At 61.3% G+C, this 21,691-nt stretch carries 22 protein-coding genes, 2 tRNA genes and 1 pseudogene; 5 read left to right on the top strand and 20 right to left on the bottom strand.

The window, feature by feature from the left end:
• Window positions 1–47: 47 nt before the first annotated feature.
• The 10 genes from GTF44_RS12450 to GTF44_RS12495 are packed head-to-tail and all read right to left on the bottom strand — an operon-like array spanning window position 48 to window position 7,161.
• A complete protein-coding gene (locus GTF44_RS12450) occupies window positions 48–944 on the bottom strand; it encodes a carbon-nitrogen hydrolase family protein (protein WP_171558704.1) in 897 nt (298 codons plus the stop codon).
• A complete protein-coding gene (locus tag GTF44_RS12455; protein WP_171558702.1) occupies window positions 941–1,528 on the bottom strand; it encodes a GNAT family N-acetyltransferase in 588 nt (195 codons plus the stop codon). Before GTF44_RS12455 ends, GTF44_RS12450 begins: the two co-directional genes overlap by 4 nt.
• Entirely contained in the window at window positions 1,525–1,923 is a 399-nt protein-coding gene (locus tag GTF44_RS12460; RefSeq protein ID WP_171558700.1) for a ketosteroid isomerase-related protein, read from the bottom strand. The genes GTF44_RS12455 and GTF44_RS12460 overlap by 4 nt, the downstream gene beginning before the upstream one ends.
• Window positions 1,920–2,384 (bottom strand): low molecular weight phosphatase family protein, encoded by a 465-nt coding sequence (locus GTF44_RS12465; protein WP_145207876.1) that lies wholly within the window; start codon window positions 2,382–2,384, stop codon window positions 1,920–1,922. The genes GTF44_RS12460 and GTF44_RS12465 overlap by 4 nt, the downstream gene beginning before the upstream one ends.
• 5 nt (window positions 2,385–2,389) lie before the next feature.
• On the bottom strand, window positions 2,390–2,872 hold the full coding sequence (locus GTF44_RS12470; RefSeq protein WP_171558698.1) for a UPF0262 family protein: 483 nt from the start codon (window positions 2,870–2,872) through the stop codon (window positions 2,390–2,392).
• The gene (hisD, locus tag GTF44_RS12475) at window positions 2,872–4,200 is read right to left on the bottom strand and encodes a histidinol dehydrogenase (RefSeq protein ID WP_171558697.1); all 1,329 of its coding nucleotides are present in this window, start codon (window positions 4,198–4,200) and stop codon (window positions 2,872–2,874) included. Before hisD ends, GTF44_RS12470 begins: the two co-directional genes overlap by 1 nt.
• Window positions 4,201–4,251: 51 nt before the next feature.
• Window positions 4,252–5,271 carry a GNAT family N-acetyltransferase gene (locus GTF44_RS12480; RefSeq protein ID WP_171558695.1) on the bottom strand — a complete coding sequence of 340 codons (1,020 nt, stop codon included), beginning with the start codon at window positions 5,269–5,271 and terminating at the stop codon, window positions 4,252–4,254.
• Window positions 5,268–5,735, bottom strand: coding sequence for a DUF2948 family protein (locus tag GTF44_RS12485; RefSeq protein ID WP_171558693.1), 468 nt, complete (start codon window positions 5,733–5,735; stop codon window positions 5,268–5,270). The genes GTF44_RS12480 and GTF44_RS12485 overlap by 4 nt, the downstream gene beginning before the upstream one ends.
• Window positions 5,728–6,999, bottom strand: coding sequence for a UDP-N-acetylglucosamine 1-carboxyvinyltransferase (gene murA / locus GTF44_RS12490; RefSeq protein WP_171558691.1), 1,272 nt, complete (start codon window positions 6,997–6,999; stop codon window positions 5,728–5,730). Before murA ends, GTF44_RS12485 begins: the two co-directional genes overlap by 8 nt.
• 12 nt (window positions 7,000–7,011) lie before the next feature.
• A complete protein-coding gene (locus GTF44_RS12495) occupies window positions 7,012–7,161 on the bottom strand; it encodes a hypothetical protein (RefSeq protein ID WP_171558690.1) in 150 nt (49 codons plus the stop codon).
• 93 nt (window positions 7,162–7,254) lie between these two features.
• Here GTF44_RS12495 and GTF44_RS12500 point away from each other — a divergent pair.
• Window positions 7,255–7,329 (top strand) — tRNA-Thr (locus GTF44_RS12500).
• A 22-nt stretch (window positions 7,330–7,351) separates the two neighbouring features.
• On the opposite strand, the gene GTF44_RS12505 is transcribed toward GTF44_RS12500, so the two are convergent.
• From GTF44_RS12505 to GTF44_RS12515, 3 genes are all read right to left on the bottom strand, one after another.
• Window positions 7,352–8,596, bottom strand: a complete 1,245-nt coding sequence (locus GTF44_RS12505) for a lytic murein transglycosylase (RefSeq protein ID WP_171558688.1) — start codon at window positions 8,594–8,596, stop codon at window positions 7,352–7,354.
• Between the two features lie 98 nt (window positions 8,597–8,694).
• A complete protein-coding gene (locus tag GTF44_RS12510; RefSeq protein WP_171558687.1) occupies window positions 8,695–9,654 on the bottom strand; it encodes a DUF2927 domain-containing protein in 960 nt (319 codons plus the stop codon).
• A 140-nt stretch (window positions 9,655–9,794) separates the two neighbouring features.
• A complete protein-coding gene (locus GTF44_RS12515) occupies window positions 9,795–11,591 on the bottom strand; it encodes an ABC transporter ATP-binding protein (RefSeq protein WP_253261191.1) in 1,797 nt (598 codons plus the stop codon).
• A 163-nt stretch (window positions 11,592–11,754) separates the two neighbouring features.
• On the opposite strand from GTF44_RS12515, the gene GTF44_RS12520 reads away from it, so the two are divergent.
• The gene (locus tag GTF44_RS12520) at window positions 11,755–12,042 is read left to right on the top strand and encodes a DUF1330 domain-containing protein (RefSeq protein WP_145207859.1); all 288 of its coding nucleotides are present in this window, start codon (window positions 11,755–11,757) and stop codon (window positions 12,040–12,042) included.
• Window positions 12,043–12,060: 18 nt separating this feature from the next.
• On the opposite strand, the gene GTF44_RS12525 is transcribed toward GTF44_RS12520, so the two are convergent.
• The 7 genes from GTF44_RS12525 to GTF44_RS12555 are packed head-to-tail and all read right to left on the bottom strand — an operon-like array spanning window position 12,061 to window position 18,462.
• Window positions 12,061–12,993: an AEC family transporter gene (locus tag GTF44_RS12525; RefSeq protein WP_171558685.1), complete on the bottom strand. Its 933-nt coding sequence runs from the start codon at window positions 12,991–12,993 to the stop codon at window positions 12,061–12,063.
• Window positions 12,994–13,791, bottom strand: a complete 798-nt coding sequence (locus GTF44_RS12530) for an MBL fold metallo-hydrolase (protein ID WP_171558683.1) — start codon at window positions 13,789–13,791, stop codon at window positions 12,994–12,996.
• Window positions 13,792–14,598: a TatD family hydrolase gene (locus GTF44_RS12535; RefSeq protein ID WP_171558682.1), complete on the bottom strand. Its 807-nt coding sequence runs from the start codon at window positions 14,596–14,598 to the stop codon at window positions 13,792–13,794. It lies immediately after the preceding gene.
• Between the two features lie 22 nt (window positions 14,599–14,620).
• Window positions 14,621–15,748, bottom strand: coding sequence for a DNA polymerase III subunit delta' (locus tag GTF44_RS12540; RefSeq protein WP_171558680.1), 1,128 nt, complete (start codon window positions 15,746–15,748; stop codon window positions 14,621–14,623).
• Window positions 15,745–16,374 carry a dTMP kinase gene (gene tmk, locus GTF44_RS12545; RefSeq protein WP_171558679.1) on the bottom strand — a complete coding sequence of 210 codons (630 nt, stop codon included), beginning with the start codon at window positions 16,372–16,374 and terminating at the stop codon, window positions 15,745–15,747. The genes GTF44_RS12540 and tmk overlap by 4 nt, the downstream gene beginning before the upstream one ends.
• Window positions 16,374–17,546 carry a D-alanyl-D-alanine carboxypeptidase family protein gene (locus tag GTF44_RS12550; protein ID WP_171558677.1) on the bottom strand — a complete coding sequence of 391 codons (1,173 nt, stop codon included), beginning with the start codon at window positions 17,544–17,546 and terminating at the stop codon, window positions 16,374–16,376. The genes tmk and GTF44_RS12550 overlap by 1 nt, the downstream gene beginning before the upstream one ends.
• Before the next feature lie 16 nt (window positions 17,547–17,562).
• A complete protein-coding gene (locus GTF44_RS12555) occupies window positions 17,563–18,462 on the bottom strand; it encodes an SPOR domain-containing protein (RefSeq protein WP_253261190.1) in 900 nt (299 codons plus the stop codon).
• Between the two features lie 199 nt (window positions 18,463–18,661).
• Between GTF44_RS12555 and GTF44_RS12560 the strand changes: the two genes are divergently transcribed.
• From GTF44_RS12560 to GTF44_RS12575, 3 genes and pseudogenes are all read left to right on the top strand, one after another.
• Window positions 18,662–18,751 (top strand) — tRNA-Ser (locus tag GTF44_RS12560).
• Window positions 18,752–19,344: 593 nt separating this feature from the next.
• Complete coding sequence (locus GTF44_RS12570) at window positions 19,345–20,970, top strand: tyrosine-type recombinase/integrase (RefSeq protein ID WP_171558674.1); 1,626 nt, start codon at window positions 19,345–19,347, stop codon at window positions 20,968–20,970.
• Window positions 20,971–21,272: 302 nt separating this feature from the next.
• Window positions 21,273–21,482 (top strand): annotated as a pseudogene (locus tag GTF44_RS12575) (transposase); the annotation flags it as partial.
• Window positions 21,483–21,691 lie beyond the last annotated feature (209 nt).

Here is a 21,691-nt window from a genome sequence, read left to right on the forward strand (position 1 = left end):
CGCCCAATCTGCGGGTAGCGGCTAAATGCGCCTTGAGCAGCCGATTTTCAAGGCAAATCTGCGGCGGGCGGGATTTCTGGGCCAAGCGTGGCGCGCGCGGCGCTCTCCGGCCAATGGGCCAGGTTGAAGACAGCCCCCTCGGCGCGGACCTTCGCGATCGCCGCCCGGTCGATCTCTGCCAGCACCCATCCCGGCGCATTCATTGCCCCATCGGCAATGACACCGGTGGGCGGGAAGCCCAGATCGGGTGGTCCATAAATTGCGGCTGCGCCCACATTCTCGTCAACGGCGGGCGACCATGGCGCCGCGCCGACGGTTGGCGCATGGACCACAACACATTGATTTTCCAGGGCGCGCGCCATGGCGCCGACCCGGACCCGGCTATAGCCCGCCAGCGCATCGGTGCAGGATGGCGCGAGGATGATCTCCACCCCAGCTTCGGCCAGCGCCCGGCCCAAAAGCGGGAATTCGGCGTCATAACAAATCAGAATTCCGATCCGTCCTATCGGCGTGTCGAAGACTTGCAACGGCCCGCCGGGCCGGACATGCCAGACCTCCCGCTCAAACCGGGTCATGATCTGTTTATCCTGCACACCGATCAACCCGCCGGGCCCGATCAAATGCGCGCGATTGACCGGGCGGTCATATTGATCGAAAACTGGGGCCGAGGCGGTCAGGATATGCACCCCAAAGCGAGCGGCCAGGCGCATTTGCAACGCCAACGCGTCATCCATCCGCCAGCTGACGGCAGATAGGCTCAGTTCCAGATCACCCGCCGCCTCCGGCCCGTCGATATAAGCCAGTTCCATCGCACCATATTCCGGGAAGACCAAAAGCTCGGCCCCCCGCCCCGCCGCATCCGCCACCCAAGCCGAAATCTTCGCCTCATAAGCGGCCCAATCAGGCAGCGGGTCGAGCGGATAGGCGGCGGCGGCTAATCTCATGTCAAAGCTTTCATCCAGAACTGCAGCGGCTTCTCAGTCTCCACATCATCGCCGATATCGCGCCATTTGAAATGGGGAATCACGCCCGGCAACGGACTGTAGCCGCGTTTTCGCCAGAAGGGATCAAGCGGTCGATACCCTGCAGGGCGGCTTGGGTGGCTCACAGGCCGGATCACGCCGCAGAAGGTGGAAAACGGAAAGCCTTCTGCCTTGGCATAAGCTTCTCGCGCATCGAAGAAATGGTGTCCGACGCCATGGCCGCGATAGGCAGGAAGAAGAACGGATTCAGCACAATAGAAGACGTTGTTAAAGTTGATATCCTGCCCCGCAAAGGCCGCCGCGAAATCATCGGCATGTTCGATGAGCGGCATGCCCGTGGCCGCCCCAACCATCTCCGTATCATCGAATGCGCCCACGACGATCACACCGGGTTTTACATAGCGCTGTAGATAGGCCCGCTCATAAGCCAGATCACCATCATAAAGATACGGCCAATCCCGAAAAACAGTGGTCCTGAGCCGGGCCAGATCGTCGATGATCTCGGCCACCTCCGCCCCGATGAACCTCTGATAGCGGAGGCTCATGCCGAGACTTGGCGCGTCCAATCGGCCAAGTTGTAATAGGTCACCACGCGCGCGATTTTGCCCCCTGAAAGCGAGAAAAATGTCCCTGCTGGCAGGACATAGGTCTGTCCCCGCGCTTCGGGCAACCCGTCATCCGTTTCAAGATACCGACCATGCACCGTGAACTCCGCCGCCGCCCGGGTGCCATCTTCGGATCGCATCACCACGATATCCTCAAGACGCTCCTGGTAACTGCGGTTCATATGGGCGCAAAACGCTTCGAACGCGTCTTTGCCGACCCGCACACCGCCCTCGTTCACATGATGGGCGACATCCTCGGTCAGGCAATCGAGCATTCCCGGAACATCGCCCGCGTCGAACGCTGCATAGTAGCGACTGATCACATCCTGGCTCATGCCTGCTCCTCCGTCGGCGGGCCAAAGCGCGCCTGCATTTGGCTGATGATCTGGTCTCGGGTCTGGCGATAGGCCGCCAGTTTCGCCTCCCGCGTTTCCCCCAATCCGGTGGGGTCCATGATCGGCCAATACTCCACATCAAGGTGATAATGCCGCGTAAATTCAAGGGCTTTGCGCTGGCTGGCCGGTGACAAGGCGATAATCAGGTCGAAGCCCGACAGGTCATCACCCCATTCCTGCATCTCATCGAAACTGCGCACTTGATGGCGCGCCAGCTCAACCCCCATCTCATCGCAGACGGCGACGGCGAAGCCATCGATTTCCAACTCATGCTTCACCCCCGCCGACTGCACATAGGCCCGATGGCCATAAAACTTCTTCATCAACCCTTCGGCCATCGGCGACCGCGTCGAATTATGATCGCAGCAGAACAAAACCGATTGGGGGAAGTCGTCGGACACCGTGCCTAGGCCCCGAAATGTAACACGCAGATCAGCGTGAAGAGCCGCCGTGCGGTATCCAGATCAAGCGCGGCTTTGCCCTCCAACCGCTCTTGCAACACACGGGCCCCCTCATTGTGGATGCCCCGCCGCGCCATATCGATGGCCTCGATCTGGCTGGGGGGCAGCTTTTTCACCGCGTCGAAATAGCTTTCGCAGATTTGCCAGTAGTCTTTGACGACCTGCCGGAACGGGCTGAGCGAGAGGTGAAACTCCGCCGCGGCATCCCCGCCCTCGGTGGTTACGTCAAACACCAAGCGCTTCTCGCGGATTGCGAGGGTCAGCCGATAGGGCCCGGTAGGCACGTCGCGATCCTCGCGGGCGGGCAGGACGAAAGAGTTGTCCTCCAACAGGTCAAAAATCGCGACCTTCCGCTCCTGCTCGATCTCGGGCGTGGGGGCAGGCAAGCCGGTGGTGTCGATCTCAATATGGCATAAGTGCATTGTCATTACTCTGCGGGGCCTTCTTCCAACGGGCCTTCATTCAAACGGTCTAAACGGGCGCGCACGGACAGACCATGCGCCTCTAGGCTTTCGGATCGTGCCAGAGTTTCCGCCGCCGGGCCTATGGCGCGCAAGGCCGCAGGGGTCATTTCCGCCAAAGTGGTGCGTTTGAGGAAATCCATCACGCTGAGCCCCGAGGAGAACCGGGCCGAGCGCGCCGTGGGCAGCACATGGTTCGGCCCGCCGACATAGTCACCAATCGCTTCGGGCGTCCATTGGCCGAGGAAAATCGCGCCTGCATGTTTGATCTGCGCCGAGAGTGCAGTCGGGTCGGCGACGCAGAGTTCCAGATGTTCGGGCGCGACGCGGTCGGAGAGCCGGGCAGCCTCTTCCAGATCGCGCACGATGATCACCGCACCATAGTCGCGCCAGCTTGGGCCCGCAATCGCCCGCCGCTCTAGGCTTTCCAGCCGTTTTTCAACCGCTTGCGCCACAGCTTGGCCAAAACCGGCATCGTCGGTGATCAGGATCGATTGCGCGCTTTCGTCGTGTTCGGCTTGGCTCAACAGATCGACCGCGATCCAATCGGGATCATTGTCCTTATCCGCGATCACCAGTATCTCGGACGGCCCCGCGATCATATCGATACCGACCTTGCCGAAGACCCGCCGCTTGGCGGCGGCCACAAAGGCATTTCCGGGTCCGGTGATTTTGTCGACCGGCGCGATAGTGTTGGTGCCATAGGCCATCGCGGCGATGGCTTGCGCGCCCCCAATCCGATAAATCGTCTCCACGCCGGACAGATGCGCGGCGAGGAGGACCAGAGGGTTCACGACGCCATCGGGCGTGGGCGCGCAAATCACCAGCCGCTCGACACCCGCAACCTGTGCCGGAATCGCATTCATCAGCACCGAAGACGGATAGCTCGCAAGCCCGCCCGGCACATAAAGCCCGGCGGCGGAAACCGGCGTCCAACGCCAGCCAAGCCGCGCACCGCTCTCATCGGTCCAGCTCTGATCTTCGGGCATCTGACGCGCGTGATAGGCGCGGATACGGTCAGCGGCCAGTTCCAATGCCGCGCGTTCGTCGGTCGGCACTTGGGCGATGGCGTCAGCGATCTCCTCGGGCGTGAAGGCCAGCGTCTCGGGCATCAACGCGAGGCGGTCAAACCGCTCGGTCAACTCGATGACCGCCTTATCTCCTCTGGCACGCACATCGCCGATGATCTCGGCCACGACATCATCAACCTCGGGCGCATCCTCACGCTTCATCTCCAGAAGCGCTGCAAACCGCGTCTCAAAATCCGGGTCGGTGCTGTTCAGAAAAACCGGCATATCCCCGCCTCTATTGCTTCTGGCGAGCCATAGCGTGCCACGGCACCGGCCTCAAGCGTCCCGATCGAGCCGTTTCAGCATCATGATCATGTCGCAATAGACCCCATCATGACAAAGCGCCCGGGGGCTGCGGCCCAAGATGGCGTAGCCTTGCGCCAAATAGGCCGATTGCGCCGTGTCTTGGTCAGCGGACACGTCCAGTTCAAGCTGCAAAATGCTTGAAGCTTTAGCGTCGCGCTCCACCGCCGCCATCACCTGTCGAAACAATCCCCGTCCGCGGGCTTCGGGTCGGGTGTAAACCGCGATGACGGCGCCACGGTGGCGCACGGTCGCGCCCGGCAGCGGATACCATGCGGCGGTGGCCAGGCATCGACCGCCCTCGACAACGGCAAATAGACGCATCTTGGCGATCCAAGCCTCAATTTCGGCCTGGGGTTTGCCCGCCCAATCGGCATGGGTGGAGCCAAAGGCGGTCGGATCCCGGCGCAGCATGTCCAACCGGATATCGCGAAAGGCCATCCAGTCTTCAGGGTGAAGCCTGCGCAGCCCATCCTTGGCTGGTACTGCGTGAGGCGCGGGTTGATCCAACTGACGGACCATAAACAGGTCGTCATGCGCCCGTCCGTCCTTGATCATCGCCTGCGCTATCACCCCGACAGGGGTAAACCCATTCTTGGTATAAAACGCAATGGCGCGGGTATTGCCCGACCAGACCCAAAGCTCCAACTGCCGGACGCCCATGGTTTCGGCATCGGCAACCATGCGATCCATGAGGGCCTGCGCACCGCCCTGCCCTTGGTGGCTGGCAGAGACATAAAAGGGGCCGATATGAGCGCGATGCCGTGCCATCGACCAAGGCTGCTGGCTCAAACCGGCGAACCCAACCAATTTGTCCCCGTCAAACAGGCCATAAATTGCGCCGGAATTCAGCCGTTTCGCCAGCTCTTCTGGCTCCGATGCCTCGGCCTCTTCCCGCGTTTGCAAAAACGAGAGCGGGAATGCCGCGATACCTTCAAGCCTCAGCGCTTGATAGGCCGCTGCATCCTCGGCGGTCAGGCGGCGGACCGTCATTCCGGGTGATCGGGCGCCTTGCCCGAAGGCGCGATATAGGGCCGCGTCACATCTTTCAGCGTGACCTCCAGCGCCTCCACCTCGATGGCCACTGCGCCATCCCCGGCCAGAACCAGCGTGATCCGGCCCGTGCCATCCTCGCCCGGTGCCCATTCCAAGGCGAGAAGCGATAGGACCATATCACGGTCGGTCTGATCGATCCCCTGGTTGGCCACGGCCATCGCGTCTTCGAAGACCAATACCGATTGTACCCGTTCCGGTGCGCCCTTCCGGCCACGATCTTCCCACCGGAACCGGTTAAGCAACACCGCAAAGCGCCGTTTTTTGCGGTCCCAGGTCATCTCGGTGATCGGGAACACGGCATCCTGCACCAGCGCCGAGATCACCTGCAAATCGTCGCCGTCCAGCGCTTTCAGCGCCACCGGCTGTTCGCCGCCATCTTCAAATCGGGCGTCTTCAACCATCGTCTTTCACCCGTTTGATCTTGGCCCCGACGGAGGACAATTTCTCTTCAATCCGTTCGTAGCCCCGGTCCAAGTGGTAGACCCGCGCAACGCGCGTTTCGCCCTCCGCCGCCAAGCCCGCGAGGATCAAGCTGACGCTGGCGCGCAAATCCGTCGCCATCACCGGCGCACCGGTCAGGCCCTTCACGCCGGTCACCGTCGCGGTTCCGCCATGGACATCAATCTCCGCCCCCATCCGGATCAACTCGGGCGCATGCATGAAGCGGTTTTCGAAAATCGTCTCTTCCAGAACACTGCTACCCTCGGCGGTGCACATCAGCGCCATGAACTGCGCCTGCAGATCTGTTGGGAAGCCGGGAAACGGCGCAGTTGTCACATCCACCGCTTTGATCGCCCCGTTTTTGCGGCTGACCTTGAGCCCGGATTTGGTTTCGGTAATCTCGACGCCGGCCTCTTCCAGTTTGTCACAGAACGCCGAGAGCAAATCCCGCCGTCCGCCGAGAAGCTCGACCTCACCGCCGCAAATCGCCGGCGCAATCATGAAGGTGCCAAGCTCGATCCGGTCGGGGATCACCTGATGGGTTGCAGCGTGCAGCCGGTCGACGCCTTCCACAGTGATCTCCGAGGTCCCTGCCCCGCTGATCTTCGCGCCCATCTCGGTGAGACATTTCGCCAAATCCACGGTGTCTGGCTCACGCGCCGCGTTTTTGATCACGGTGGTGCCTTTGGCCAGCGTCGCCGCGGTCAGCGCATTTTCGGTGGCCCCGACAGACACAAACGGAAACTCGATCACAGCTCCGGTCAATCCATTCGGGGCTGTCGCATGGACATACCCCTCTTCCAACACGATCGTGGCACCCAGCTTTTCCAGCGCCAGCATATGCAGATCAACCTTGCGCGCGCCGATGGCGCAGCCGCCGGGCAGCGAGACAATCGCCTCACCCTCGCGTGCCAGAAGTGGCCCCAAAACGTTGAACGAGGCGCGCAGCTTCCGCACGATCTCATAATCCGCGCGCCGATTGGTGATCTCGCGCGCCGAGAGGACCATCACCCGGCCCTCCTGCAACAACGCGACTTCGCAACCATGAGATTCGAGCAGTGTCGAAAGCGTCCGAATATCCGACAAGCGCGGCACATTGGTCAGCGTCAGCGGCTCATCACTCAACAGCGCCGCCGTCATCAGCTTGAGACAGGTGTTTTTTGCACCCGAAATCGGGATTTGCCCAGAAAGCGGGCCATTGCCCTCAACGATGATCGAATCCATTGCCGCCTGCCTTTATTTCTTGCTCTCGGTCTCCGACGCCGCATCACGGGCGCGGGCCTGTGCCTTGCGCCGCTGAAGGTTCGCCTTCAACGCCGATTTCAACCTGTCTTCGCGGGTTTTGCCCTTGTTTGACGGGCTTGATTTCGTGGTTTTCCGCTCCATGGCCCCTCCTCTACCGCAGGCGGGCAACAGGGTCCAGATTGCGCTTGCGTCATAGGGCAATTGCGTCTAATTCACCGCCCACGCGAGAACGCGGCCGCAGTAGCTCAGTGGTAGAGCGCGTCATTGGTAATGACGAGGTCGGGAGTTCAATCCTCCCCTGCGGCACCATCTTCCCCAGCAAGATTAACCACTAGCGCAATCGGTTGAGCAGTACGCGCGATGGCGTGCCGGTCACAGCCAGGCCGTTGGCTTGCTGATAGCTGCGGATTGCGGCCTCGGTTCGTGCTCCGATGACGCCGTCGGCGGTACCTGCATCATAGCCAGCACGGGTCAGGCCCTCTTGCAGGGCGCGGCGGTCGTCGATGGTCAAGCCATATTGGTCTGGCGGGAACTGCCCCCGCAGAGTACCGCCTCCGGCCAGACGATCCGAAAGGTATCCCACGCCAATGCCGTAATTGGTGGAGTTGTTGTAGCGCAGGATGACGTCGAAGTTCCGGAAAGCCAGGAAGGCCGGGCCGGTGACGCCTTCCGGGATCAGAATCGCACCTGGCCCATGATCAGGCAGCGGCCCGCCTTGCGCCAGGCGCACGCCGAGCCCGGCCCAGCTTGACACCGCGCGGCGCGTCCCGCGCCCTGCAAGGCCGCTGTCAAACCCCTCCGGCAGGCGGACCTCAACGCCCCAGGGGCGCCCTCTCTGCCAGCCAGAGCGGGACAGATAGGCCGCCGCCGAGGCCAACGCGTCAGTCGGGTCGTCCGACCAGATATCGCGCCGCCCGTCGCCCCGAAAATCAGCGGCGTAAGCTTCGAAGGTCGTGGGGATAAACTGGGTATGCCCCATCGCGCCCGCCCAGCTTCCGGTCATCCGAGCGGGGCTGATGTCGCCATTTTGTAGAATGCGCAGCGCCGCCATAAGCTGCCGCTCAAAAAACACGCCCCGACGCCCATCAAAGGCAAGCGTCGAGGTGGCCGAGATCACCGGAATCGTGCCACGTCGTACGCCGTAATTGCTCTCTACGCCCCAAATCGCCGTAACCACATGCGGTGGCACGCCATAGCGATCCTCGATCTCTGTCAGTAAGCCCCGCTCTGCGTTCAAGCGGCTGCGGCCGGTGGCCACCTTTTCCGCCGGGGCGACAATCGCGAGGTAATCCTCAAGCGTTCGAGAGAACTCGGTTTGATTGCGGTCCCGCTCAACCACGCCGGGCAAGAAGCCGGTACCGCGAAACGCTCCGGATAAGGTGCTTTGAGAGATACCGTTCGCCTCTGCTCGCCTGCGAAATGCGGCGACCCACGCGTCATACCGGGGATTTGGCACCGGGCGCATGCCAGGGGTGTCTGTTGGAGATACGCGATTGCTGGTTCCGATGCTTGGCACGCAGCCCGTTGTCAGGGCCGCAACCGCGCCGAAAGTGACCCATCGTCGTGTGACCTGCATTGCCGGAACCCTCTTTACTGCTCTTTTGGCAAGCCTAGCGCGGCCTGCGGGAGACGGAAAGAGATCGATCAGAGATCGGCCAGTTCGCGCCCGTCAGATCAGCCGCGTTGCGCGATCTGCTGGCTGAGCGCAGGCAGGATCGGCGCCACCTGATGGGGGGCCATGCCGGGATGCAACGCCGGATGATACAGCATCTGCAAGAGCAACTCGTCATGGCGGGTCAGAACACCAAATTCCTCGTCATCATTGAAAATCGACGGCCAGGCCCCAGGGCTGTCATTGGCAAGCCCCATCCCTTGGGCCAGCTCTTCTTCGATGCAGGATTGGCGCATCCGCGCGGGATGTTCGGCCCGCACGATGGCAATGGCTTGGTCATATCCCTGGCTCAGGTCGCGGTTCGGCACGGCCACAACCATACAGAATGTGTTGCGCCCCATACCGGTAATCGCGTTCACCGCTGCACGGCTGAGCCCCGGCACCAATTCGCGCAATAGTGGCGCAAGTCCCGCACGCTCCGCATCACTGACCACGAGAACATGGAAGTTCGGCGAATTCGCCGTCACCGCGACGGGATGGCCTGTCGCCACCTCAAGCCGCCGCGCGACTTGGCGCACGGTCGACATATCCGCCCGCTGTTGCGCCGAGTGGACAGACATTCCAAACCGCACGCCAAGGCGCACCGGTTCGACCCAACGGCGCAAGGGGGCCGCCTGCCCGCCCCGCGAAATGCCACCGCCGCGCAAGCTATATTCGCTCCGCATCGCGATCTGCATGAAATTATCCGCCAAAACTTCGGCACTCAGGTTCGATCCACGCGGATGCCGTTCTTGGCGCAGATGGCCCTGGCTCACCAAATGGGTCTCCATCTGGTGGTAGTAGGCCGCCAGTATTGAGCCATTGGGATCAGCAGCGCGCGCAGCAAGATTGGCCGGTGTCGCCGTCGATGCCGCGGCAAGTTGTTGCGCCTTAACACCGGTTGCAGCCGCAAAAAACGTGGCCACCACACAACAGAGGAAGGCCAGAAAAGACGTCGGTTTTGCACAGACGCAACGGGGCACGTGTTAGTCCTTTGGTTATCTGACGGCAGATACGGCCACCGCCAGTCTTCGAACTCGCGTACCGACACCGTCAACGGACGTCCCTCGAAAGTCAAATAAAGCTTTTCTGGCACCGCGCGATCACCCGTCGCGCCGTGGCATCACAATCCGGTCGTGACGCCCGCGGATTGCAGGGCATGCAGGCGCGCATAGGCGCCCTCGGCCTGCATCAAAGAGGCGTGATCGCCCTTTTCTACAAGGCATCCCTTGTCCATCACGACAATGAGATCAGCCTCACGAATCGTTGATAGACGGTGAGCGATCACCAGCGTCGTCCGGCCTTTCGAGAGGCGCTCCAACGCCGCCTGCACCAGTTTCTCTGACCTTGCGTCAAGGGCGGATGTCGGCTCATCCAAGAGCAGAATCGGTGCATCGCGCAGCATTGCCCGGGCAATGGCGACCCGTTGGCGCTGCCCACCCGACAGGGCCGATCCGCGCGGACCAACGGCCGTCTCCAACCCGTCTGGCAGGGCCTCGGCGAATTCCAAGACCGAGGCGGCCTCGGCGGCGGCGCGGATCTCGGCCTCGGTCGCATCTAGTCGCCCAAGGCGGATGTTTTGCGCAATGCTTTGATCAAACAAAGCGGTTTCCTGACCAACAACAGCGATGCTGTCGCGCAGACGTTCCAACTCCGCCGCTGTGGTCTGCGTACCCGCGATGGTGATCTGCCCGCTATCGGGGTCGATGAGACGCGTCAGCAGGCCAAAGACCGTGCTCTTGCCCGCACCAGATGGCCCAACAAGCGCCGTGGTCTGCCCTTCCGCTGCGGTGAAACTCAAACCATTGAGAACTGGCGCGTCGCCATAGGCGAAATGCACATCGTCAAAGACCACATCGCCGGGTTTGAGCGGTTTCGGGCTGGCCGGCGAAAGGATCGTCGGCTCTGCGTTCAGCACCTCATAAAGCCGTTCCAGCGAGGCCAACGCGGCTTGGATATAGGCAGAGAGGTTCGACAGCCGCCGGACCGGATCCATCACAAGCGCCAGCGCGGTGAAAAAGGACATGAACTGTCCCACCGTCTTTTCGCCAGACACGATCTCGGCCCCGCCCACCAGCAGAACGATCAAACAGGCCCCCGCCGCCATGACATCAACCAATGCGGGCGTTCCCGCCTTGCTGCGTTCAGCACGCATCTGCTGCCCCAAGAAGCGCCCAATCTCTGATCGGAACTCTTTCGATTGATGCGCCTCGAGCCGGTTGACCTTGATCGATTGGATCCCATGGAAGATCTCATCCATCTGCGTGGAAAGGCGGGACGCGGCCTCTCGTGCGGCGTGGGTGAACCCCCGGATGAGCCGCTGCAGCGCCGCGATGGGAAAGAACATCAGCGGCACGCCGATCATCGCTAGAAGCGACCATTGCCAGTCATTCAAAAACATCACCGTCAAGAGCGTGACCAACGAAATCACATCCCGACCGGCCGACATCAGCGCGGTCGCGGCCAAGCTCTGCAGGGCGGTTGTGTCGCCCCGGACCCGTTCGATCAACGCACCGGGCGCGTTATCTTGGAAATAGCGGCCGTCCAGGCGCAAAAGATGCTCCAAGAGCCGGGTCTGCAACGCAGTGACGACCTTCAAACCGATGGAGACAATGATCAGCCGCTGGCCAAACCCCGCCACCGCGCGCAGAAGCAGAATACCTGCAATCGCGAACGCCGCCCACGTAATCATCCCCTCATTCCCGGGGACAAGCACCTGATCGAAGAGCGGCTGGATCAGATAGGCCGCGGCCCCAAGGGTCGCGCCCTCGATGGTCATCAAGAGTAGCGCCGCGACCATGCGCACCCAATAGGCCGAGACATGTTCCCGCCAGAGCCGACCAAGCAGATGCGTCGCCCGCATATCAGGCGATTGATCATTGCTTTGCGGGTCTGGGGGCGTCTGATCAGTGGCGGACATGAGCGGGCGGGTTCCTGCGGCCAGTCGAGTGTGCTGCTTACGCCAAGCGTCAGATGGGAACAAGGCCAGCAATGCAAGAGATAAGACGCATCACGCGATGGTTGTAATCCCCGCAACACGTTGGTTTAAACCGCTCAACCCATCTGCAGGAAAGGCGCATCTCATGCCCAAAGGTTACATTATTGGCCATATCACCGTCACCGACCCTGAGGCCTACCCGGAATACGTGCGCCGTGACACGCCGATCCTGAACAATCTCGGCGGGCAGTTCATTATTCGCGGCGGACAGTCGGAAGTTGTTGAAGGCGAAACCTTTGAGCGCCACGTAGTGATCGAGTTTCCAAGCTATGAAGCGGCGCTGACGGCCTATAATGACCCGGAATACCAAGAGGTTGCCGAAATCCGTCGCAACGCGGCCGATAGCGTGATCGTGGTCGTCGAAGGCGTCTGAGATCGCCCTGGCGCGGCGTTAGGGCAGCACGGCCAGCCAAATGGAGGCCGTCAGCACCGTCAGCGCGGTGCCAATCAGCACCGAAGAGGCCGCAACGCGCCGGGCCGCGCCATACATATTGGCGAAGATATAGGTGTTCACGCCCGGCGCCATCGCGGCCGTAATCACCACCGAACGCATCTGTTCCTCACTGAGCGCCAGCACCTGCCCGCCCATCCCGTATGCAATTGCCGGATGCACAATGAGCGACATCACACAGATAAACGCGATCACCTTCGCATCGCCTTCGGGTTTATAGCGATAGAGCACACCGCCAAGGCCAAAAAGCGCGGCTGGCAGAGCGGCGCGGATCATCAGATTGATCGCCTCGGTCAACACGCCTGGCATCGGTAGGCCGGTCAGATTGACCACAAATCCAAGCCCCACGCCGATCATCAACGGGTTGCGGAACATCGCCAAGCCCACGGTCCGCACCATGCGAAGCGGAGAATTGCTATCGGCCCGCACGATCTCCATCGCGGTGATCCCAAGCAGATAGCAAAACGCAGCATGCAAGGCGACAATCGCGAAATTCGGCCCCAAAGAGTCTGGCCCATAAGCGCGTTCCATAATCGGCAAGCCCAGAAGCACGGTATTAGCAAAGAGACAGGCGAAGCCGATGGCCACGCTATCCTGCCAAGGCCGACCAAAGAGGGCCCGCGCCCCGAACATCCCCAGAAAGAAACAGATGGTGGAACCGGTGTAGAAAGAGGCCAACAGCCGCCAATCAAAGTTCTGCTCTAGATCGAGCGTCGAAATGCCCATGAAGAGCAGGCAGGGAATGGCGAATTTCTGGGTGAAATCCATCAACCCATCGACGCCGCTATCAGAGAACAGCCCGCGCCAGACCGCCAGATACCCCGCGCCGATCACGAGGAAGACCGGCAAAACGACGGACAGCAAATCCGCCATCTAGACCTCGGCGCGGATCACCATACCGTCATAAGCCGGGGTGATATGGTCGGGCGTTTCATCGGCAACCGTCTGATAATCCAGATCAATATGCATATTGGTCAACACCGCACGCTTGGGCGCCGCGCGGGCGATCCACTCCAATGTCAGGTCCAAATGCGCATGGCTCGGATGCGGCGTTCGCCTCAGGGCGTCGACGATCCAACAATCCAGCCCCGCCAAAACCGGCCAAACTACGTCTGGGATGTCGGACACATCCGGCAGATAGGCTATATCGCCCATGCGGAAGCCCAAGGCGTCGATATTGCCATGGGTGACCTCAAAGGGTGTGAAGGTGATCGGCCCCCCTGCCCCCTCAATCGTCACGTCGCCATCAATCGCGTGAAGGTCCAGGATCGGCGGATAGGCCGAACCCGCCGGTTGCACAAAGGCATAGCCGAACCGCCCCAGCAAATCGTTCTGCGTCGGGCCATCGGCATAGACCGGCAACCGCTGGCGCATGTTGAACACGATCATCCGGAGATCATCGAGCCCATGGGTGTGATCCGCGTGGGCATGGGTGAACAGCACCGCATCAAGCCGCCCGATCCCCGCATCCAGCAATTGCTGCCGCAAATCGGGAGAGGTGTCGATCAGAACCGCTGTTTCGCCCTCTTCCGTGATCCGCTGCACCAGGAGCGAGCAACGACGGCGGCGGTTTCGGGGGTCGTTGGGGTCGCATTCTCCCCAGACATCGCCCAATCGCGGGACGCCGCCGGAGGAGCCGCAGCCCAGGATGGTGAGCTTCAGGTCAGCCATTCATGCCGCCGCCTGCCACGCGGCCGCCTTCCAAAAAAGCCGTTCGAAATTGGCGCTGGTTTGGGCGGCAAACGCCGCCTCACTCACCCCAAACAGCTCGGCCCCAACCCGCGCGGTGAAGGCGGTATAGGCGGGCTCATTGCGCTTGCCGCGATAAGGCGGCGGGGCCAGATAGGGCGCATCGGTTTCCACCAGAATGCGGTCCACCGGGGCTGCGGCGAAAATCTCACGCAGTTCGGTGGATTTGGGGAAGGCCGCAATGCCCGACATCGACAGATAGAACCCCAAGTCCAACGCGGCTTGCGCGAGGCCCGCGCCCGAAGAGAAGCAATGCATGACGCAGGTATAAGCCCCGGCGCGATGCTCTTCCGTCAGAATGCGCGCCATATCCTCATCCGCTGCGCGCGCATGGATGATCAGCGGCAGGCCGGTGACCCGGGCGGCCTCAATATGCAGACGCAGGCTTTCCTGCTGCACAGCGGCGCTTTCGGCGGTGTAGTGGTAGTCCAGCCCCGTCTCACCAATGCCAACGAATTTCGGATGCCGTGCGAGGGTTTCCAACTCCGCAAGCGTGGCCATCGGCTCCTCGGCGGCGCTCATCGGATGGGTACCGCCAGCCCAGAACACGGGGGCATGCGCCTCGGCAATCGCGCGGACCTGCGGCGCGTTGCGAAGCCGGGTGCAAATCGTCACCATCCGGGTCACACCCGCCTCCGCCGCACGCGCGATAACCTCCGGCAATTCCTCGGCAAAATCCGGAAAATCCAAGTGGCAATGGCTGTCGACGATCTCAGGCGTGGCGGGCATGGAACACTCTGTTCGGAACTCTTCAGGCGGGAATGCGCGCCGCCGTCTTCTCAAGGCTGAGACACATATCAAGGATGAGCGCAGCAGGGTCAAGGTTGACCGCTTTGCCGCGCCGGGCCCGGGCCGTCAGCCCTTGCGCCATATCGGCCCAAGCTCGCCCTGTCGCTGGATCGGGGGCCAATCGGGTCAGCATCTGTGCTTCACCCGTGACGATCTCCGGCGGCGCCTGCCCCGTCGCGCCAGTTCGCGCCAAGCGGCTGAGCAACCGGTCGATCAAAACCAGTGTCAGATCAAACCGTGCCTCTGCGCCGCGGGCGGCGGCCGCCTCGGCCAGTTTGCTGGCCGCCGACCGGTTCATACCCGGCATGGACCCAAACAGTCCGATCAAATCAGCATAAAGCGCCAAGCCGTCCAACGCGGTCAATCGGGCGGCCTCCCCCACCGATCCCTCGGCTAATTCGGCCAGCGCCGGGCTGGCATCGGTTTCGATCTCCGCCTGGCCGAGCGCGCGGCCCAAATCCGCCTCCGACAGCCGATCCAGGCGCAGGGTCCGACAGCGCGAGCGGATCGTCGGCAAAAGCCGCGAGGGTTGGTGCCCGACGAGCAGCAGCACGACATTGGCGGGCGGCTCCTCCAAAACCTTCAAGAGTGCATTGGCCGCATTGGTGTTCATCTCATCCGCTGCATCGACAATGACCACACGCCGCCCGCCATCGCTGGCCGAAAGCGCGAAGAAGTCTTTCAGTTTGCGCACCTCGTCGACGGTAATCTGTGCCTTGAACCGCTTCGCCTTCTCATCCCACGGGCGGCGCAATAGCATCAGCCCGGGCTCTGACATCGCGTGCAAGCGGCGGGCGACCGGATGATCCGGTGGGACGTCGAGCGTCTCGGGCACCGGAGCGGCAAACAGCGCATCGCCGGTATTCGGTGGCGTGGCCAGCAAGAAGCGGGCGATGCGCCAGGCCAGCGTTGCTTTGCCGACGCCGCGCGGGCCGGTCAGAAGCCAAGCATGGTGCAAGCGATCCGATGTGAACGCGCCCAGAAACGCAGCCTCCGCCGCGCCTTGGCCAAAAATCTGATCGGTCTCGCGCGGATGCGGCGCCCCGTCGAGCCGGTCAGCCTCGGGCGGGATATCGTCTTCGCCGCTCATCGCAGCGCAGCGGTGACCGTGGCAAAAACGTCGCGCGCCACCGCATCCATATCGCGCCCCCCATCGATCACGCGGAACCGTTCCGGCGCAGCCTCGGCCAGTTCCAGATAGCCCGCGCGCATCCGCTCCTGAAGCGATAGGCCAAAATCCTCGAACCGTTCCTCGACGCCCTGCCGCCCCTTGGCGCGGGCCAAGCCAGCGGTTGGGTCCATATCGATCAGCACGGTCAAATCCGGCTCTCGCCCAATCATCAGATCATGCAGGTCATCAACCAACTTGCGCAGATCGCCACGCGACAAGCCCTGATACATGCGGGTGCTATCGGCAAACCGGTCGCAGATGACAATTTGACCTGCCTCGAGCGCGGGCTGGATCACCCGCTCCATATGATCGCGGCGCGCGGCGGTAAAAAGTAAAATCTCGGTTTCCGCCGACCAACGATCCGGATCGCCTTGCAAGACCAGCGCGCGGATCTCCTCGGCCCCTGGCGAGCCACCGGGCTCTCGCGTCAACAGAACATCATGCCCGGCCTGGCGCAGCGCCTCGGCCAAAAGCTGTGCTTGAGTGGATTTGCCCGACCCATCGATGCCTTCCAAGCTGATAAACAGCCCCTGCCCTGCCCCCATCAGCTTGGCGCCAAACCCGGGTCATCACCCAGAAGATCACGGAGGAGCAAACGGGCCGCCGTCCCAAGGCGCGTGGTGATCCCGCCGCGTTCGACGGCTTGGGCCGCAACCAACGGGATATGGCGATCCTCAAACCCCTCCATCCGCACAACCAAGGTGCCAAGCTCGGCCCCCGCCTCAATCGGCGCGGCAATCGGGCCCTCATAGATCACTTCCGCCTCGATCTCTTCGCCCTGAACCGCGGGAACCAGCATCGTCACATCTTCGGCCGGCGTCAGGCCAACGGTGCCCGCCGCGCCCATAAACACTTCCGCCTCCGCCACAACCGACCCCGCGGACACCACCTCGCGCTCGGCAAATTGCCGGAACGCCCAATTGACGATCCGCTCCGCCTCGCGCGCGCGACCAACGGTCGTCTCGAGGCCGGTGATCACGAATGTCACCCGCCGGTCGCCTTGGACGGCCGAGCCGACAAGCCCGTACCCGGCCTCCTGCGTATGGCCGGTTTTCAGCCCGTCCGCGCCGATGTTGAGCGCCAGAAGCGGGTTGCGATTGAACCGATTGTCCGGCGCGCGGCCATCAAAGGCAAATTCGGTCTCGGCGAAATACGTGTAATATTGCGGGAACTCGGTGATCAGCCGTTCGGCCAGAATGCCCAAATCCCGCATGCTCATCACATGGCCCGGCGCAGGCCAGCCTGAGGAATTGCGGAACGTGGAGTTGTCCATTCCCAACTGCCGCGCGCGCTCGGTCATCATCGCGGCAAAGCCTTCCTCGGTCCCGTCAGGACTGAGCGCTTCTGCAAACACGACGCTTGCATCATTGCCCGACAGAACGACAATCCCCCGGATCAGGTCCTCGACCGTGACCCTGTCGCGGGTGGTCAAAAACATGGTCGACCCGCCGAAGCTCATCGCATGGGCGCTGACCGGCAGGGTCGTGTCGAGCGACAAGCGGCCATCTTCCAGCGCCTCGAACACCATGTTCAACGTCATCAACTTCGACATCGACGCAGGCGGCAGCGGCAGTTGATCGTTATGGCTCAACAAGATCTGGCCGGTATTGTGGTCGATCACATAAGCCGCTTCGGCCTCGGTCTCGAAAGCAGAGGCAGCAACAGTCAGGCCCAGAAGAGCGACGCCGGCAAGAACGGCACGGGCGATGGCGATCATCACAGTCCTTTTTCGGTTAGTTCGTCACAAAATAGGCGTCTTGGAAGCCAAGACCACGGACGGTTTGCAAAAGTTGATCTCGCTCGGCCCGGGTCCGGGACGGGCCAACAACCACGCGCCAGAACCGCCGGTCATTGCTTGTCTGATCATAGATCGTCGGCACCATCCCCGCCGTGCGCAGGGCTTGGGCGGTGTTGTTCGCGTTTTCCTCGACGCTGAATATCCCGATCTGGATAAAGGGCCGGTCCAGATTGGACGCAGGCGCGGAGGCCGGCGCCGGGCTTGGCGCGGGGGCAGATGCGGCGACAGTTTCCGTCGTTTCGCTTTCGTCAATCGCGGCGGCCGCAGCGGCGATCGGGTCGAGAGCTTGCGCCTCGATACTCTCGGGGGCCGCGCCGGTGGTAGCCACCTCTTCGCTCGCCGGTTCGGGAAGCGGCTCCGGCTCGGCCTCGCGCCGCAGGGCGGTGACATTCAACTCGGTCGGCTGGCCCGCAATCAGGTTCAAGGCGGCGGCCGCATCGGAAGAAACCTGCAAAGCCGGGCCTGGATTATCCCGTTCGCGCCGGAACAGCGCGCCAATCACGAACCGGTCCGAGGTCGTATCCCGGATAATCACGCGCTCGGGATCCGTGGCGTCGGGATGCGCCACCCAAACGCCGCCGAGCGACGGACGACCATCCCAAAGCCCGCTATCGGTGACCTGAAACACCTCCGGCGCCTCGACGTCGCGCTCGACCAAACGGGTTGCCCCCGAGGGGGTTTGCGCCTCGGTAGACCCTGCCACGCTAGGCTCAGACGCATTGGCGCCCTGTCCAAAGGGCATCTGAAACCCGTCTTCGCACGCCGCGAGGGCCACGAAACTGGTCAAGAGCAGCGCCCCCCGGACGCCCGATCTCATCGGAATTCGGCTTGTCATTGAAATTGTCCCGCTCCACCCTGACGCATGTCGGCGCGCCTATCATTTGTTTTTTTCATGCCTGTTGGCGCCACTCTCCCGGCCCGCAGCCGCAGGATACAACCAAGAGGCGCGTGTGAAAACCCACCGCGCGCGGATCGGCGGCAATCTGCACCGGCTTTTAGAATCGCTACACAGTCGCTAAGGGGCACAGAGCCGCGGAGGAGTGGCAGAGTGGTCGAATGCACCGGTCTTGAAAACCGGCGTGCGTGAGAGCGTACCGTGGGTTCGAATCCCACCTCCTCCGCCAGATCATCCAGCTAAATATCTATTTTAGATAATAAATTTACTCCAACGCTGGCAACAGACCCACATTCAGGCCCACATTTGGTCAATGCCACAATGGCCTTGACGTAACCCTGTTGATTCAGTCACCATCCGACGCACAATGTCGTGCAGATCCCAGCTTCGGTCGGACTGCTAACTGAAACTGCAAATCACATAGAGGGCATGACGCCTTCGATTTGCCCACGTCTTGGGCTTTCGAATGTCACGCTCTCCTATTTGTCCCGAAACCTCTGATCTCTTTGAAGGTCAAACTGCCGAGAGCGAAGACGCGCTTGGTTATGAGGTTTCTCTGCAGGACGGTGTCGCGGCGGCGGCAGGTTCGACGCCCACCCCAAATCCGATAGACTTCACACACGCGCTTGAGGAGCGATTTCTTCCGGATCGCGAGGTGGCGAAGCGATACGGGGTCGCAAGGCAAACGGTTTGGCGTTGGGTCAAGGCCGTCCCGGGGTTTCCAACTCCGGTTGAGATATCACCGGGAACCACACGATGGCGATTGTCAGAGCTCATTCAGTTCGATGAAGCACGCCCTCGGATGTCGAGCGGGGCCTCGAAATGAGCCGCTCCTACTCTTCCGTTCGCCCAAAGGTGGATCGCGTCTATAGCGTTGCGGATGTTCAGGAGCTCTATCAGGTCTGCCGCAACACCGTTTCCAACTGGGTCAGAGCGGGTCTTCACCCTTCTGATAAGAAGACCCCCCAGGTGTTTCGCGGAGCAGAGCTCATCCGGTTTCACAAGAGCCGAAGCCTGAAAGATAGCTTCAGGTTAAGTGAAGGGCAATTCAAGTGTATGCGATGCAAGATCGCTGTCTATCCGGATCCGACCACCATATCGATCGACGCGAGACACGCTCCCCGATGTTGGGTTTTGGCAACTTGCCCGGATTGTGGGGGGCAAATCCAGAAGATCACAAACGTGACGGAATGCGACAAGATCAGATCATGCATCGATACCAACATGGGCTTGCGTCAAACACACGAAACAAACGCGCCTCCCCGGGCTGGTATTGGGAAGATCAAGGCCAAAGCTGCCAAACCGATCTATACTACCAATGATCGGCTGATCCAAGAATGGCAGATTTATGCAAAGCGTCACGATGAAAAAACGATCGACGCGCATCTCAGAGCGATCCGGCGCTTCGAGGCATCCATGAAGGGTGGTCGTTTCGATAGGATCACACCGTATGCCTGCAACGCCTTCCGCGAAGAACTCCTGAAGCTTGGGCGCTTGAACAAGGATGCAGGTGGATTGAGCAGATCAACAATCCAACACATTGCATCACATCTTGGCGCTTTCGTATCCTGGTTAGTCGAGCAAGACGGATACCGGCGCCTGAAGCCAACTCTTCGCAGTTACTTTGATCTGCCTCGAGGCGAGGTCTCGCGCAGCTTGGCAGAAGAGGCTAGGCCCTATCCTACTCTGGAGCAGGCGGCAAAGATGGTTGACGGTATGCCTACTGTGACTCCCCGCCAAATCAGGGATAGAGCAATGGTCGCGACGGCCTTCGTCTGTGGTTTCAGGGCCAATGCGCTTGCCTCGCTCCGTATCAAGCATGTCGATCTCGCTCGCAAATGCATCGTACATGACGCAAGAGAGATCCGGGCCAAGAATGGTAAGAGCTACAGGGCTCATTGGTTCCCAAGGACGGAGCCGATGCAGGATGTTCTGCAGGCTTGGGTCGAAGAGTTGGCAGAGGCCGGGTTCGGGCCCGATGATGCCCTATTTCCACCAGATAAATATCTGACCAGGACGCCACATCTGGCACCTGAGCAGCGAAATCATGTTCCCACGTTACGCTCGATCAGTGCGGTCACTGAAGCATTTCGCGTTGCAAGTGAGGTGGTCGGCATTGCCTTCACGCCCCACTCGGCACGGCACACCCTCGCGGCTCTTGGCCGCCATCTCTGCAGGACCGCGAGGGCGCGCAAAGCATGGTCTGACAATCTTGGCCACGAAAGCGAAATCACGACGGACCGATACTACGGCAAGCTTACCGACCAGGAGCGTGAGGAGGAAGTCTGTGCACTTCGCGAGACAGGCGCCCTTACGGATGATGAAAAAGACCGGCTACTGGAGTACTATGAACACAAGCTGCCGCTCGACAGCGACGATTTCAAGCAAGCAGAGGAGCTTTCCAACCGACGTCGCGGCCTCATCAAGGCCCGGCGGAAGCAAACCTAGACTGTAACGCTGAGCCAAACCCTTGTCCGGGATGCGCAGCCTTAGCGCTTTGCCATAACTGATTTCCGCGTTAAACGTGTTGGCAATAGCCTCCGAGCCGCGTTTCGCCACTACACACAATTGTATCGAGGGGTCGCCGCAGCAAACTGCTGATGCTCGAAGGGAAGAACGGGGCGTATTATGTTGAAAGACTCTTCGTTGATCGATGGGTAAATCGCTGCTTCAATTCCCCCTGCTGGGAGGGATTGACGATGATGGGACCGAAGCAGGAAGCGCAGGCGGCACTGTTCTAAGAATTCTCGTTGGAAGACCATGTTCTACAAGATCACCTTCTGCGCTCGATTGATCGCTTCGTCGATCTGAGCAGCATTCGGGCGCATCTGGCGGATTTCTACGGCCACACTGGGTGCCCGTCCGTAGACCCAGAACTTCTGATCCGCATGCTGCTGGTCGGTTTCTGCTTCGGCATCCGATCAGAGTGCAGGCTCTCCGAGGAAGTGCATCTGAACCTCGGGTAACCTAGAAAGAAAGCACGGCATCCGACCAATCTTGGACACCTAAATCTGTATTTTGGGCTCTCAGCAGCCGTCGGCTGCGACACGCACCGACTACCGCTCGCAGCACGAAGGAGGCATTAGAATCAGGCATTCAAACGATCAACATGCGGGACGGACCGGACTTGCTCTCGGAACCGCGACAGAAAAACGGTTCACACCCGTGC

Source organism: Roseobacter sp. HKCCD6576-2, from assembly GCF_013179285.1.
GTDB classification, from domain to species: Bacteria; Pseudomonadota; Alphaproteobacteria; order Rhodobacterales; family Rhodobacteraceae; genus Rhodophyticola; species Rhodophyticola oceani.

Bases quoted from the DNA above. Each gene is read 5' to 3' on its own strand.
- GTF44_RS12450 (WP_171558704.1), bottom strand. From the start codon at position 944: ATGAGATTAGCCGCCGCCGCCTATCCGCTCGACCCGCTGCCTGATTGG.
- GTF44_RS12455 (WP_171558702.1), bottom strand. From the start codon at position 1,528: ATGAGCCTCCGCTATCAGAGGTTCATCGGGGCGGAGGTGGCCGAGATC.
- GTF44_RS12460 (WP_171558700.1), bottom strand. From the start codon at position 1,923: ATGAGCCAGGATGTGATCAGTCGCTACTATGCAGCGTTCGACGCGGGC.
- GTF44_RS12470 (WP_171558698.1), bottom strand. From the start codon at position 2,872: ATGACAATGCACTTATGCCATATTGAGATCGACACCACCGGCTTGCCT.
- hisD (WP_171558697.1), bottom strand. From the start codon at position 4,200: ATGCCGGTTTTTCTGAACAGCACCGACCCGGATTTTGAGACGCGGTTT.
- GTF44_RS12480 (WP_171558695.1), bottom strand. From the start codon at position 5,271: ATGACGGTCCGCCGCCTGACCGCCGAGGATGCAGCGGCCTATCAAGCG.
- GTF44_RS12485 (WP_171558693.1), bottom strand. From the start codon at position 5,735: ATGGTTGAAGACGCCCGATTTGAAGATGGCGGCGAACAGCCGGTGGCG.
- murA (WP_171558691.1), bottom strand. From the start codon at position 6,999: ATGGATTCGATCATCGTTGAGGGCAATGGCCCGCTTTCTGGGCAAATC.
- GTF44_RS12495 (WP_171558690.1), bottom strand. From the start codon at position 7,161: ATGGAGCGGAAAACCACGAAATCAAGCCCGTCAAACAAGGGCAAAACC.
- GTF44_RS12505 (WP_171558688.1), bottom strand. From the start codon at position 8,596: ATGCAGGTCACACGACGATGGGTCACTTTCGGCGCGGTTGCGGCCCTG.
- GTF44_RS12515 (WP_253261191.1), bottom strand. From the start codon at position 11,591: ATGTCCGCCACTGATCAGACGCCCCCAGACCCGCAAAGCAATGATCAA.
- GTF44_RS12520 (WP_145207859.1), top strand. From the start codon at position 11,755: ATGCCCAAAGGTTACATTATTGGCCATATCACCGTCACCGACCCTGAG.
- GTF44_RS12525 (WP_171558685.1), bottom strand. From the start codon at position 12,993: ATGGCGGATTTGCTGTCCGTCGTTTTGCCGGTCTTCCTCGTGATCGGC.
- GTF44_RS12530 (WP_171558683.1), bottom strand. From the start codon at position 13,791: ATGGCTGACCTGAAGCTCACCATCCTGGGCTGCGGCTCCTCCGGCGGC.
- GTF44_RS12535 (WP_171558682.1), bottom strand. From the start codon at position 14,598: ATGCCCGCCACGCCTGAGATCGTCGACAGCCATTGCCACTTGGATTTT.
- GTF44_RS12540 (WP_171558680.1), bottom strand. From the start codon at position 15,748: ATGAGCGGCGAAGACGATATCCCGCCCGAGGCTGACCGGCTCGACGGG.
- tmk (WP_171558679.1), bottom strand. From the start codon at position 16,374: ATGGGGGCAGGGCAGGGGCTGTTTATCAGCTTGGAAGGCATCGATGGG.
- GTF44_RS12550 (WP_171558677.1), bottom strand. From the start codon at position 17,546: ATGATCGCCATCGCCCGTGCCGTTCTTGCCGGCGTCGCTCTTCTGGGC.
- GTF44_RS12555 (WP_253261190.1), bottom strand. From the start codon at position 18,462: ATGACAAGCCGAATTCCGATGAGATCGGGCGTCCGGGGGGCGCTGCTC.
- GTF44_RS12570 (WP_171558674.1), top strand. From the start codon at position 19,345: ATGAGCCGCTCCTACTCTTCCGTTCGCCCAAAGGTGGATCGCGTCTAT.